The 15,155-nt window shown below is 31.4% G+C and carries 10 protein-coding genes; 9 read left to right on the forward strand and 1 reads right to left on the reverse strand.

Annotation, left to right across the window (positions count from 1 at the left end):
- Window positions 1-585 precede the first annotated feature (585 nt).
- From ppdK to U9R42_09290, 3 genes are all read left to right on the forward strand, one after another.
- Window positions 586-3,300 (forward strand): pyruvate, phosphate dikinase, encoded by a 2,715-nt coding sequence (gene ppdK, locus U9R42_09280; protein ID MEA3496212.1) that lies wholly within the window; start codon window positions 586-588, stop codon window positions 3,298-3,300.
- Window positions 3,301-3,466: 166 nt separating this feature from the next.
- Window positions 3,467-3,643 carry a hypothetical protein gene (locus tag U9R42_09285; GenBank protein ID MEA3496213.1) on the forward strand — a complete coding sequence of 59 codons (177 nt, stop codon included), beginning with the start codon at window positions 3,467-3,469 and terminating at the stop codon, window positions 3,641-3,643.
- 72 nt (window positions 3,644-3,715) lie between these two features.
- Window positions 3,716-6,172, forward strand: coding sequence for a TonB-dependent receptor (locus tag U9R42_09290; protein MEA3496214.1), 2,457 nt, complete (start codon window positions 3,716-3,718; stop codon window positions 6,170-6,172).
- Between the two features lie 485 nt (window positions 6,173-6,657).
- On the opposite strand, the gene mdh is transcribed toward U9R42_09290, so the two are convergent.
- Window positions 6,658-7,593, reverse strand: a complete 936-nt coding sequence (mdh, locus tag U9R42_09295) for a malate dehydrogenase (GenBank protein ID MEA3496215.1) — start codon at window positions 7,591-7,593, stop codon at window positions 6,658-6,660.
- Window positions 7,594-8,008: 415 nt separating this feature from the next.
- Between mdh and gmd the strand changes: the two genes are divergently transcribed.
- The 6 genes from gmd to U9R42_09325 form a co-directional block, all read left to right on the forward strand.
- A complete protein-coding gene (gmd, locus tag U9R42_09300; protein MEA3496216.1) occupies window positions 8,009-9,148 on the forward strand; it encodes a GDP-mannose 4,6-dehydratase in 1,140 nt (379 codons plus the stop codon).
- Entirely contained in the window at window positions 9,149-10,078 is a 930-nt protein-coding gene (locus U9R42_09305) for a GDP-L-fucose synthase (protein MEA3496217.1), read from the forward strand.
- Window position 10,079: 1 nt separating this feature from the next.
- The gene (gene cysS / locus U9R42_09310) at window positions 10,080-11,537 is read left to right on the forward strand and encodes a cysteine--tRNA ligase (GenBank protein MEA3496218.1); all 1,458 of its coding nucleotides are present in this window, start codon (window positions 10,080-10,082) and stop codon (window positions 11,535-11,537) included.
- 11 nt (window positions 11,538-11,548) lie between these two features.
- Entirely contained in the window at window positions 11,549-12,553 is a 1,005-nt protein-coding gene (murB, locus tag U9R42_09315) for a UDP-N-acetylmuramate dehydrogenase (GenBank protein MEA3496219.1), read from the forward strand.
- Window positions 12,554-12,636: 83 nt separating this feature from the next.
- Window positions 12,637-14,493, forward strand: a complete 1,857-nt coding sequence (locus U9R42_09320; GenBank protein ID MEA3496220.1) for an AAA family ATPase — start codon at window positions 12,637-12,639, stop codon at window positions 14,491-14,493.
- A gap of 361 nt (window positions 14,494-14,854) precedes the next feature.
- Window positions 14,855-15,155: PKD domain-containing protein (locus U9R42_09325; GenBank protein ID MEA3496221.1), on the forward strand; the 301-nt coding region annotated here is incomplete at its 3' end.

The raw sequence follows: 15,155 nt of genomic DNA on the forward strand, positions 1-15,155 counted from the left end.
ACCACAAAAATTGCTCAGCATCATCTTTTTACTTAAATTAGAAAAACCAGATTTACATGCAACACAATGGTGGTTTAGAATAATAAATTACTCAAGTTTCGCATAATAATTCTGTGTGCTAACATATACTTCGGCTGGTCATAATTTGAGCTTTGGTGCTGTATTTAACATATTGATTATTATTCGTTTACACGATATAGCAAAACACAGCTTATGACTGCTCAGCATATATTTATTATCTGACTGTTATATTATGTATTTTTTCTTAGTGCAACTTTGTGCCTTGGTGTCTTTGTGGCAAGATATTGATAATTAGCCACGAATATTCTAAGACACTAAGAATCACAAAGTATGAAACAATTCATTATGGAATTATTATACTACTGATTTTCTTTATGTTATCACATCTCGACATTTAATAAGTTTCAGAATGTCAATTCTTTATATTCAAATGCGAAACTTAAGTAAATTATAATATAGTTTGAAATTTTTCTACTCATTAAATTTTCAATATCTTGCTATTTAACAATTATGTATTCTTACCTTTGCACAATTATTTTTTTGAAAATTATAAATTATTAAGATATGACAAAATACATTTATTCATTTGGAAACGGAAAAGCAGAAGGTAAAACTGAAATGAAAAACCTTCTCGGTGGCAAGGGAGCAAATCTTGCTGAAATGAATCTTGTTGGCATTCCTGTGCCAGCAGGTTTTACAATTACTACAGAAGCCTGTACTTTATTTAATGAAAAAGGAAAAGACGTTTTAATTAACGAAATAAAAACAGATATTAAAAAATATGTTGCTGATGTAGAAAAAATAATGGGAGCAAAATTTGGAGATAAAGAAAATCCATTATTGCTTTCAGTACGTTCGGGAGCAAGAGCATCAATGCCCGGAATGATGGACACCGTTTTGAATCTCGGATTAAATGCCGAAGTTGTTGACGGAATTGCAAAAAAATCAGGAAACGAAAGGTTTGCATGGGATTCATACAGACGTTTTGTTCAAATGTACGGAGATGTTGTTTTAGGAATGAAACCTGCATCAAAAGAGGAAGAAGATCCTTTTGAAATTATCATTGAAGAAATAAAAGAAAAAAAGGGAGTAGAATTAGATACAGACCTTACGGTAGAAGATTTAAAACAAATGGTTGATAGTTTTATTAAAGAAGTTAAAATTAACACAGGTCATGATTTTCCAATCGACCCTTGGGAGCAGCTTTGGGGAGCAATATTTGCCGTTTTTGAAAGCTGGACAAATGACAGAGCAATACTTTACCGAAAGCTTAATGACATACCTACAAGCTGGGGAACAGCTGTAAATATTCAGGCTATGGTGTATGGCAACCTTGGTAGCAACAGCGGAACCGGTGTTGCTTTTACAAGAGATGCAGGAACAGGAGAAGATATTTTTAATGGCGAATATTTATTAAACGCTCAAGGAGAAGATGTGGTTGCAGGAATTAGAACACCACGACAAATTACTCTTGAAGGTTCAAAAAGATGGGCTAAACTTGCAAATGTTTCTGAAGAAGAAAGAAAAAACAATTTTGCTTCATTAGAAGAAGAAATGCCTCAAATGTATAAAGAGCTTTTGGAAATTGAAACAAAACTTGAAAATCATTACAAAGATATGCAAGACATTGAATTTACTGTTCAGGATGGTAAATTATGGCTGTTACAAACAAGAAACGGAAAACGCACAGGAGTAGCGATGGTTAAAATTGCTATGGACATGCTTGACGATGGAATGCTTGACGAAAAAACAGCACTTAACAGAGTTGAACCAAACAAGCTTGATGAATTATTACATCCTATTTTTGACAACGAAGCATTATTACAATCAGAAGTTCTTGCAAAAGGATTACCTGCTTCACCGGGTGCAGCAACAGGACAAATTGTTTTCTTTGCTGACGATGCTGAAGAATGGACAAATGACGATAAAAAAGTTATACTTGTAAGAACAGAAACATCACCCGAAGACCTTAAAGGGATGAACAGTGCTCAAGGAATTTTGACAGCAAGAGGAGGAATGACATCTCATGCTGCCGTTGTTGCCAGAGGAATGGGAAAATGTTGTGTGTCGGGTGTTGGTAGAGCAAAAATTAATTATAAAAAAAGAATAGTCCTTTTTGAAGGAAAAGAATATAAAGAAGGTGATTGGATATCCTTGAATGGTTCTACAGGTGATGTTTATGATGGGAAAATAAAAACTAAAAACCCTGAACTTAGTGGCGATTTTGAAAAACTTATGAAACTTGCCGATAAATACTCAAGAATGTATATAAGAACAAATGCCGATACCCCTGGTGACTCAACTGTAGCAAGAAAATTTGGTGCAAAAGGAATAGGGCTATGTCGTACTGAACACATGTTTTTTGAAGGAAACAGAATAACAGCAATGCGAAGAATGATTCTTGCCGATGATGAAAAAGGAAGAAGAGAAGAATTATTGAAATTATTACCAATTCAAAGGGAAGATTTTGAAGGTATTTTTGAAGCAATGCACGATTTACCTGTTACAGTGAGATTACTTGATCCACCTTTACATGAATTTGTTCCTCACGAAGAAGCAAATCAAAAAGAAATGGCTGATGAATTAGGAATTTCGGTTGAAGAAGTAAAACAGAAAGTTGATGACCTATCGGAATTTAATCCTATGTTAGGACACAGAGGTTGTCGTCTCGGAAATACTTATCCAGAAATTACAGAAATGCAAACAAGGGCAATTATTGAGGCGGCTTTAAATCTTAAGAAAAAAGGAATTGTTGCAAAACCGGAAATCATGGTTCCATTAACAGGTACTTTGAAAGAAATGAAAATGCAAGAAAATATAGTTAGGTCAACAATTAAAGAAGTATTTGAAGAAAGAAAAGATTCTATTGCTCATCTTGTCGGAACAATGATTGAAATACCACGAGCAGCTTTAACAGCAGATGAAATTGCCGAAAGTGCTGAGTTTTTCTCTTTTGGAACAAATGACCTTACTCAAATGACATTTGGTTATTCAAGAGATGATGCCGGTAAATTCCTTCCTGTTTATCTCGATAAAGGTATTTTAGAATATGATCCTTTCCAAAAACTTGATCAAGATGGAGTAGGTCAATTGGTTGAAATGGCTTGTAAAAAAGGAAAACAAACAAGACCTGATATTAAACTCGGAATTTGTGGAGAGCATGGTGGCGAACCAAGCTCTATTGAATTCTGCCACAGAGTAGGATTAGAATATGTAAGTTGTTCTCCTTACAGAGTACCAATAGCACGTCTTGCAGCAGCTCAGGCAAATATCAAATAAATTGATAAAAATAATTCTTATTACAAAAATGGGACTTTTTCAAGTCCCATTTTTAGTTTAGGGGGGTTCTATAAATACATTCGCATTAAGATTTTCAGAGTTTTTTATAGACAATGAAAAATTTTGAAGCACTATCGAGATAATGTAAATTTTTTTGAAGAAGTATATGAAAAACTCTGAAAACCCTTTGGGAACAAAGATAATAAATAATCTGACTGCGTTAAAATTTTTCTCAATAGCTAATGCTATTCAGAAAAATTTGTGCCTTGCATCTTATTCATTATCTTTGTTTCTTAAAAGAAATGTATTTATAGAACCCCCCTTTATAAAAATAAATAAATAATTTTCGCAATAAAATAAAAATTTCAGTGTCATATTGCATTACACATTAAATGAATATTTGAAAATTAATTATATGAAACTAAATATCCTTACAATTTTATTTGTTTTTTTTATTTCCATAAATACAAATGCACAAGAAAGAAAACGTCCACAAGGGAACATGCCTGAAATCGGACAATTGATAGCTGTAGTAATTGACAATGACACAAAACATCTTGTTGAATATGCAAGCTTTGCTTTATACAATATGCGTGATTCCTCATTAGTAGCAGGTGCCATAGCTGACAAAAGCGGAAAAATATTCCTTAAAGAATTGCCCTTTGGAAGATATTACGCAATTGTAACTTTTATCGGCTATGAAAACAAGGAAATAAAAAACATAATGATTAATCCTAAGAATCAGCACAAAAATCTTGGAGTTATTGCAATAAAACAAGCTGCAATTGAGCTTGAAGAAGTAGAAGTTGGAGCCGAAAGAAAACATATTGAATACAGAATTGACAAAAAAGTAATTAACGTAAGTAAAGATATTATTGCCAGTGGAGGAACTGCAATTGATGTATTAGAAAATACACCATCTATTCAAACCGATGTTGATGGAAATATTTCTTTGAGAGGAAGCTCCAATTTTCAGTTATTGATAAACGGAAAACCATCGGTTCTTAGTGGAAACGATGCCTTAAAACAAATACCTGCAAGTACTGTTAAACAAATTGAGATAATTACCAATCCATCAGCGAAATATGACCCAGATGGTGTTGCAGGAATCATTAATCTTATTATGAAAAAACAAGAAGGAGAAGGTGTTAATGGAATAATAAACGCTTCCATTGGTTCCTTTGGAAACCATTCTGTCGATTTTTTATTAAATTACAGAAAAGGGAATTTCAATTTTTTTACATCCTTAAATTATAATGAACGGAAGCGTCCGGGTACAAGCATCATGGAACGCGAATCATTTTTAACAGACACAACTAATTTTTTAACATTTGAAGCCGATCGTGATAGACATCATGGAGGCTATGAAGCTAAAGCCGGTTTTGATTATATCATAAATGAAAAAAATTCTTTAACCTTATCCGGAGAATACGGCTTACGTTCTTTTGGATTTAATTTCGAATCAAAGTACCATGAGTATTCAGATCCTTTCGATACGAATATTTATTATTATCGTGAAAATGAAATGAATATTCAGAATAATTATTATGTTGCCGACCTTTTTTATCAACATGATTTTAATGGTGAAAGCCACAATCTTACAACAAATATTCATTATTCCTTAAGAGGTGGAGAAGATACTGAAACCAACAGCGAGTATCAAACTTTGGAAGACTGGTTGATTGAAGGAGTAACACCCGAAAATCAACGCTCATTTGAAATAAATGACGGATATAAATTCAGAGTTAAAGTTGATTATACAAAAAAATTCAGTGAAAATGGGAAATTAGAAGCAGGATTACAATCAAGAATAGACATTAGCAACTCAGTTTATGATTTAGAAAATTATAATGTTACTTTGGATAAATGGATAAAAAACGCAGAACAACATAACAGTATTGATGTGCAAAAAAATATACATTCTGCTTATGGAACATTTACAAATGAGTTATTTGGTTTTGGGTTTATGGCTGGTTTAAGAGCCGAATATACAGATAGAATAATAAGTCAAAATATTTTAAATGATGATTTTGTTATCAATAGAGTTGATATTTTTCCTTCTTTTCACATTTCAAAAAAATTACCTGCTGACCAACAATTACTTGCAAGCTATAGTAAAAGAATAAACCGTCCAAGGGATTGGTATTTAGACCCATTCCCTCATTATATTGATGACAAAAATATAAGACAAGGAAATCCTAATCTTGAACCTGAGCTAATAAACTCTTTAGAGTTTGGATATCAGAAAAGAATAAAATCTTCATTCCTATCACTGGAAGCATATTATCGTGAAACAAACAATAAAATTTCACGAATTCATCGCATGATTGAAAACGAAGTAATGATTCATACTTTTGACAATATCACAAAAGATTATTCACTTGGTTTTGAATTTATGGGAAATATTGAGATAAAAAAATGGTGGACAATAAATGCAAGTGCAAACTTTTTTAAATATCATATTGAAGGAGAAATTATTGACGATGATGTAAATCAAGCAATAAACACTTGGAGTTCACGATTAAATTCAACAATTAATTTAAAAACAAAGACAAAAATTCAATTAAGTGGTTTTTATTCTGCACCTTCAATTACTGCTCAGGGAGAAAGGGATGATTTCTTTTTTACAAGCATAGCAATCAGACAAGATTTCTTAAAAAGAAAACTTTCATTAACATTTAGAGTAAGAGATATTTTTGGAACAATGAACCATGCTTTTACTTCTTATGGTATATATTTCATACAGTCTAATGAGTTCAAAAGACTTTCTCCATCATATAACCTTAGCATTAGCTATCAATTAAATAATTACAAAAAGAAAAAAAGAAGTAGCTCAGAAGGTACAAACTATGAAGGCATTGATCAAATGTAAAAGACTTTTAGAATTGGCTAAAGTATTTGCATAGCTAACAACACAGAGTCCCATGTCACAAAACAGCGTTATGCTGAGCGAAGAATTGTCTAACAACTCAGGTTTCCATGATATTTATCTTGCTCATAAAACAGCTTTATGCTGAACGAAGAATTGTCTAACAACTCAGGTTTCCATGATATTTATCTTGCTCCCAAAACAGCTTTATGCTGAACGAAGAATTGTCTAACAACACAGGTTTCCATGATTTATCTTGCTCATAAAACAGCTTTATGCTGAACGAAGAATTGTCTAACAACACAAGTTTCCATGATTTATCTTGCTCCCAAAACAGCGTTATGCTGAACGAAGAATTGTCTAACAACACAAGTTTCCATAATTTATCTTGCTCCCAAAACAGCGTTATGCTGAGCGAAGCCGAAGCAAAAAAAACAGAGCAAAAACAAAATTGTTAATGCTCTGTTTAAAAATGAAAAAAAATATTTTTAGAATAATTTCATTCCGTCAAGGACTTCCTTAACAACTTTAACAGCTTCTGCTGATTTATTAATCATTTCTCTTTCTTCATCGTTGAGGTCTATCTCAATTATTTTTTCAATACCGTTTTTACCAAGAATAACAGGAACTCCAAAATAAATATCAGATATTCCGTATTCGCCTTGTAGCCAAGCACTAACAGGTAATAAACGTTTTTGGTTTCTTGTAATAACTTCCACCATTTGAGCAGCACCTGCACCAGGGGCATACCATGCTGATGTTCCCATTAATTTTACAAGCTCACCACCACCACCTACTGTTCTTTGAATAATTGCATCTAATTTATCCTTCTCAATCATTTGTGTAAGTGGAATTCCAGCAATGCTTGAATATCTTGGCAAAGCAACCATAGTATCACCATGACCACCCATTATTAATGCACTAATATCTTTTGGAGAAATATTCAATTCCATTGAAATGAATGATTTAAAACGTGCTGTGTCAAGAATCCCTGCCATTCCAAAAACTTCTGTTGAAGGTTTTTTTGATGCGAGAAGAGCAGTGTAAGCCATTACATCAAGAGGATTTGAAACAACGATAATTTTTGCATTAGGAGAGTACTTTACTACATTTTCAGTAACTTCTTTTACAATATTTGCATTTGTTGAAATTAAATCATCACGACTCATTCCAGGTTTTCTTGGTAATCCTGAAGTTATTACCACTACTTCCGAATCCTTTGTTTTGGAATAATCATTTGTGTAACCTTTTACTCTTGTATCGTAAAGCAATACAGGAGATGTTTCCCACATATCTAAAGATTTACCTTCAGAAAGTCCTTCTTTTATATCAATAAGAATAACTTCATCTGCAAGTTCTCTGTTTGCAATCACTTTGGCACATGTAGCACCAACATTTCCTGCACCTATAACTGTAACTTTCATAATATTATATTTTTTTGTATTTTAAAAAGATTTTTTAATAAATCAAATTTAAGAATATCGTTATTTATACTTAACAATATTCAATGTTGTATTGCATACTTTTTTGTTTTATTTAGTGTTTCTTAGAAAACTCTACAAAATTAAAAATGTTTCTTTTTGCGATATTTTTACAGGAAAATTGATTGTTAACGATTAGAATTATCAATAGAAATATTTCAGATAGCAGTTCAAAATGTTTTTTAGAATTTTAACTAATTCCTACAAAAACGTTTATCGTAATTTTTTTAACTTTGCAAATAATTTTATTTTAACCTAAAAAGTTTTTAAGCTTATTATAGTTCAAATTATTTGATTCAATTTTTAAAAAAAATAATTTCTTTAGCTTTTATGACTTGAGAAATTTTATTAAAAAATTATGAAGAAAAAAGCACTTATTACAGGAGTAACAGGACAAGACGGAGCATATCTTTCTGAGTTACTTTTAGAAAAAGGTTATGAAGTTCACGGTATAAAAAGAAGAGCATCGCTATTCAACACCAACAGAATTGACCATATTTACAAAGACATGCACGAAAAAGATGTAAATTTTAAACTTTATTATGGCGACCTTACCGATTCGGCAAACCTTATTAATATTGTTCAGCAAGTTCAACCTGACGAAATATATAATCTTGCCGCAATGTCTCATGTTCATGTTAGCTTTCAAACTCCTGAATACACTGCAAATGCCGATGGAATTGGCACATTACGTTTGCTTGAAGCAATAAAAATACTTGGACTTGAGAAAAAAACAAAAATATATCAAGCTTCTACATCCGAATTGTATGGAAAAGTACAGGAAATCCCTCAAAGTGAAAAAACACCATTTTATCCTCGTTCACCTTATGCAGTAGCAAAATTATATGCTTACTGGATAATGGTAAACTATCGTGAAGCTTATGATATGTTTGCAAGCAATGGTATTTTGTTTAACCACGAATCACCATTGAGAGGAGAAACTTTTGTAACAAGAAAAATAACACGTGCTACGGCACGAATTGCCCTCAACCTTCAAAACAAATTTTATCTTGGAAATCTTAATGCCAAAAGAGATTGGGGACATGCCAAAGATTACGTTGAAGCAATGTGGAAAATTTTACAACATGATGTTGCCGATGATTTCGTTGTTGCCACAGGAATAACTACAACAGTAAGAGATTTTGTAAAAAAATCATTTGAAAATCTTGGTATCTATCTGCGATTTGAAGGCGAAGGAGTTGATGAAAAAGGAATAGTTGACAGCATTGATAAAAATAAATTTGATGAACTTGAAATAGAAAATAAGAAACTCAAACCGGGAACAATTATTCTTGAAATAGACCCAATTTATTTCCGCCCCACCGAAGTGGAAATTTTGATTGGCGACCCGTCAAAAGCGAGAGAAAAACTCGGCTGGACACCTAAGCATTCTTTGGATGATCTTATTTCTGATATGATTACTTACGATTTGGGAAAAATGAAAAAAGAAAAATTCCTTTTTGATAGCGGCTATAAAACTAAAACACAACTTAAGTAAATGGAAAAAAACGCTAAAATATACATTGCAGGACATACAGGAATGGTAGGCTCTGCAATAATGCGAAACTTAACAAAGCAAGGTTACAAAAATATTATTGGAAAAGATATTGATAAACTTGACCTTACAAACCAAGCTGATGTTAAAAATTATTTTGAAAAAGAAAAACCTGATTATGTAATTCTTGCTGCTGCAAAAGTGGGAGGCATTTTGGCAAACAGCACTTACAGAGCTCAGTTTATTTACGAAAACCTGATGATACAAAACAATATTATTCATCAGAGTTACTTGAGCGGAGTTAAAAAATTATTGTTTTTGGGAAGCAGTTGTATTTATCCCAAATTTGCTCCTCAGCCAATGAAAGAAGAGCATTTGTTAACAGGAACACTTGAGCAAACAAATGAGCCTTATGCTATTGCAAAAATTTCAGGAATAAAAATGTGTGAAGCATACAGAGATCAGTACGGATGTAATTTTATTTCTGTAATGCCAACAAATCTTTACGGACCAAACGATAATTTTGATTTGAAAAACTCACACGTTTTACCAGCATTAATCAAAAAATTCCATCAAGCAAAAACAAACAATTCGGATTTTGTGGAAATTTGGGGAACAGGGACACCAAAACGTGAGTTCCTTTATGTTGACGATATGGCATCTGCTTGTGTTTATTTACTTCAAAATTATAATGAAAAAAGCTTTTTAAATATTGGTTGCGGTGAAGATATTTCTATAAAAGACCTTGCATTTCTTGTTAAAAAAATTACAGGATTTAAAGGCGAATTAAAATTTGATAAAACAAAACCTGACGGAACACCAAGAAAACTTCTTGATATATCAAAACTTAAAGCTGCAGGTTGGAAACCTAAGATTTCCCTTGAAGAAGGAATTAAAAAAGTTTATGAGCAGGTATTTTTAAACAAAAGATAAAATGACTTTTACAATATATAATTCGTATTCAAAAAAGAAAGAGGTATTTGAACCGTTAAATCCACCTCATGTAGGAATGTATGTTTGTGGACCAACGGTTTATGGCGATCCGCATCTCGGACACGCAAGAGCGGCAATTAGTTTCGATATACTCTTTCGCTACCTTAAGCATCTCGATTACAAAGTTCGCTATGTTAGAAACATTACGGATGTAGGTCATCTTGAAAATGATGCTGATGAAGGTGAAGACAAAATAGCAAAAAAAGCCAGAATTGAGCAACTTGAACCAATGGAAATTGCTCAGTTTTACACAAATAATTACCACAAAGCATTAGACAAACTTAACTGCCTTCCACCTTCCATTGAGCCACATGCATCAGGACATATAATTGAACAAATAAATTTAATAGAAAAAATTTTAGAAAACGGATATGCCTATAAAACCGATGAAAATATCTATTTTGATTTAGTAAAATATGCAAAGAAACATCCTTACGGGAAATTATCAGGAAAAATTATTGAAGACCTTTTATCAAATTCACGAGAATTAAAAGGACAATCCGATAAAAAAAACTCTATAGATTTTGCACTTTGGAAAAAAGCTACTCCCAATCACATAATGAAATGGCAGTCACCATGGAATGAAGGTTTTCCCGGATGGCATATAGAATGTTCGGCTATGGGAGCAAAATATCTTGGAATACCTTTCGATATTCATGGAGGTGGATTAGACCTTATGTTCCCACATCACGAATCCGAAATAGCTCAATCTGTTGCTTCTTTTGGAAAAGAGCCTTGTAAGTATTGGATTCACAACAATCTAATAACTATCAACGGACAAAAAATGTCCAAATCATTGGGCAACTTTATCACTCTTGAAGAACTATTTACAGGAAATCATAAAGCTATAAAAAAAGATTTCAGCCCGATGGTAATTCGCTTTTTCATACTTCAAGCACACTATCGCAGTACAATTGATTTCTCAAATGATGCATTGCAAGCTGCCGAAAAAGGAAGTAAAAAGCTACTCCTTGCTTTAGATAAAATTGAAGAACTTAAAGCTTCCGAAAAATCAAGTATTGACATAAACGCATGGGTAAAAAAATGTTACTCAATGCTTGATGATGACATTAACACAGCACGATTAATTGCCGAACTTTTTGAAGCTGCAAAATATATAAATCGTCTTGCCGAAAATAAAGAAAGCCTGAACGAAAAAGACCTTAAAATTTTTAAATCAAAATTTAAAGTTTTTGTAACTGATATTTTAGGACTCATTAGCGATTCTTCTTCGGAAGATAATAACATTGACGGTGTAGTTGACTTACTTTTAGACATCAGACAAAATGCACGAAAAAATAAAGATTTTGAAACATCCGATCTTATTAGAGATAAATTAAAAGACCTTGGAATACTTGTAAAAGATGGTAAAGGCGGGGCTTCTTGGGAAAAAGTTTAAGTTTTAAACCTATGAAAGTTTTAGAAAATTACTCTTTAAAAAAGCACAATACTTTTGCTGTTGATGTTAATGCAAAATATTTTGCCGAAGTATCTTCAACAAATGATATCATAAAACTTCTATCTGATTTTAAAGAAATACCCAAATTAATTATCGGGGAAGGAAGTGATATACTTTTTACAAAAGATTTTGAAGGATTAGTAATTCAAGACCGACTTAAAGGAATTGAAGTTATTGACCAAACAGCAAACAATGTTTTGCTAAAATCATCATCGGGTGAAATTTGGCATGAGTTTGTAGAGTTTTGTGTAAACAACAATTATTGCGGTGTTGAAAATCTTTCATTAATTCCAGGAACCGTTGGTGCTTCTCCAATTCAAAATATTGGAGCTTACGGTGCAGAGCTAAAAGATGTTTTTTATTCTCTTGAAGCAATTGATTTAAAAACATTTGAAAAAAAAATATTTACTGCCAGAGATTGTGAATTTGATTATCGCTGGAGTACTTTCAAGGGGAAATTCAAAAATAAATATTTCATCATTTCCGTTACTTTTAAGTTAAGCAAAAAAGATTGTTTTAACATTGATTATTTAGGCATCAAGGAAGCATTAGGAGAAAACCATAAAAATTTAAGTGCAAAAAAAATAAGTGATGCAATAATAAAAATACGAAAACAGAAACTTCCTGATGTTAAAAAGTTAGGAAATGCCGGTAGTTTTTTTAAAAATCCAATAATTCCAAAAGCAAAATTTGAAAAGCTTAAAAAGAAATTTCCCGACTTAAAATTCTATAAACATGGCAACAAAATAAAAATTCCTGCCGCTCAGCTTATCGACTTTTGCGGATGGAAAGAAAAAAGAATTAAAAATACAGGAGTTTACAAAAATCAAGCATTAGTAATTGTTAACTATGGAAATGCCTCGGGTAAAGATATTTATGATTTCTCAAAAAAAATACAAGCATCTGTAAAAGAAAAATTTGATGTTGAAATAATCCCTGAAGTGAATGTGTTTTGATTGCTTTGAAGCAGAATTAAAAAATTAATAAAACATTCATATCCCAATAAATTTTTTTATTTTTGTGAATACAAGAAATAGTAATGACAAAAATTAACTTCAAGATTGACCCTGATAATCAAGAGTGGAAAAACGCTTTTGAATTGGTAAAGTCCACAAATAGTTGTTTGTATTTGACAGGAAAAGCCGGTTCGGGAAAAACTACTTTTTTAAAGTTTATTAAAGAAACTTTAGACAAAAATATTGTTGTGATTGCTCCTACAGGAATTGCCGCAATAAATGCAGGAGGAGTAACCATTCATTCATTTTTTCAAATAAAACCCAGTCCATACACTCCTGATGATGAACGGTTGAAAAGGATAGGTGCAAATAATATCCATGAAAATTTTAGATATAATAGTGCAAAGAAAAAAATTATACGAAAAATGGATACCCTTGTTATTGATGAAATTTCAATGGTTAGGGCTGACCTTCTTGATGTAATTGATAAATTGCTCAAAGAATTTGGAGGTAAAAGAAATCTACCATTTGGAGGAAAACAGGTTATTTTGATCGGTGATACTTTTCAGTTGGAACCAATTGCTGCAGGAATGGAATGGGAAATTTTAAGAAGGTTTTATAAAAGTCCCTTTTTCTTTAGTGCAAAAGTATTTGAACAACTTGAACTAAATATTATTGAGCTAAAAAAAATCTATCGTCAAAAGGAACAAAATTTTATTGACTTATTAAATAAAGTTAGGATAAATAGCATTGACAACGAAGAATTAAGAATGCTTAACAAAAGATACAAACCAAATTTTTCTCCCAAAAAAAACGATAATTATGTAACACTTGCAACAAAAAACAGAATTGTTTCAGACATTAATGATATTCAATTAAATAATCTAAAATCAGAATTATTTGTTTTTGAAGGTGAAATAGAAAATAAGTTTCCTGAAAAAAATATGCCTACCGACTATGTACTTCAGCTAAAGGAAAAAGCTCAAGTAATGTTTATCAGAAACGACCCTGACAAAAGATGGGTAAACGGTACAATTGCTAAAATAGAAAAAATAGGAAAAGATTACGTTGAAGTTCAATTAGACAATGATGAGATTCATGAGGTTGAAAAAGTAAAATGGGAAAATGTAAAATACAGTTGGGATAACGAAAACCGAAAAATTGAATCGGAAGTAATAGGAACTTTTACTCAATATCCTCTAAAATTAGCTTGGGCGGTAACAATTCACAAAAGCCAAGGATTAACTTTAAAAAATGTAATAATTGACCTTGGAGATAGTCCTGCATTTGCAGCAGGACAAGTTTATGTTGCATTAAGTCGTTGTAGTACCTTTGGTGGAATGATTTTAAAACGCCCGATTTATAAGCGTGATATTAAAGTAAATTACAATGCTTTAAATTTTGCAAAACAAGAAACTCCAGGCTCTTTAATTTCCGATAATTTATTACAAGGAAAGGCTGATAATTTGTACCAACAAAGTATTATTGATTTTAATAAAAGAAATTTTAATGATTCTATTGATAATTTTATTAAGGCTGTAAAACTAAGAAATGATATTGACAAAAAAGTCTTTAAGCGATTGCTTTTCAAAAAATTAAATGAGCTGAAATTCACAGAGAAAAAATTAAAAAAGCTTAAACCACAAAAGGAGAAATCACAGAAAGATTCTAACAAAGCAAAAGAAAGTGCGTCTATTAATAAGCCTGATGTTTTAGAAATTAATAGTGTAATCGAATGCGAAGTAAAAAAGATTTTTAAAACAAGATTGAAATTAACAGTTGCAGGTGTAACTCAAGAATGTACAATTACAAAGGGCTTTGCAAATAAAGGGGAAAGCCCTGATTTAAAAAATGAGTTTAAAATTGGCGAAACACTCACTGCAAGAATTATTTCTTATAATCCCAAAAGGGGATACAGGCTTTCATTGAAAGAATTGTAATATTAATTTGTACCTTTTAAAAAAACCAACAAAATTAATTTTTTTTTTTGTAAATTAGGCAACCATTGTTGTCAAACCTTCGTTATTTAAATTGTAAGAGTAAAATGAGTGGAAATTAAACGTAAAGATAAAACTTCAATAAAAACATGCTTGAAAGGAAAGTTATCATCAAAAAAAAATTGTTAAAAAATAAGTGTAAAGATTAAAAAAATATTTTATTTGTCGAGTGTTGCAAAATACTGATTTTCTATTGATAATAACACCAAATCCTTTCCTTTTTATTAACTTTTTTAAAAAAAACTGTTTTATTTTGTTTACCTTTGATTGATTTTTTGTACATACTATAAAAATTCAAATTTAAATGAAGTCATTTTTAAAAACAATAATACTTATATTATTTACTAACTTCAATTTATTTGCTCAAACAAATGCAGACTTCAGTTCAAATGTTACATCAGGTTGCAGTCCGTTGTCAGTTAAATTTACAAATTTATCAACAGGCAACCCTACTTCTTTTTATTGGAATTTTGGAAACGGACAAACATCAGTAAAAATAAATCCCAGTGCCACTTATTTAAATCCGGGCTCATATACCGTAATACTAAAAGTATCTGATGCAAATGGAACAAATACTATAACTAAAACAAATTTTATAACTGTTT

This window comes from Bacteroidota bacterium (assembly GCA_034723125.1).
Classification (GTDB): Bacteria; Bacteroidota; Bacteroidia; order CAILMK01; family JAAYUY01; genus JAYEOP01.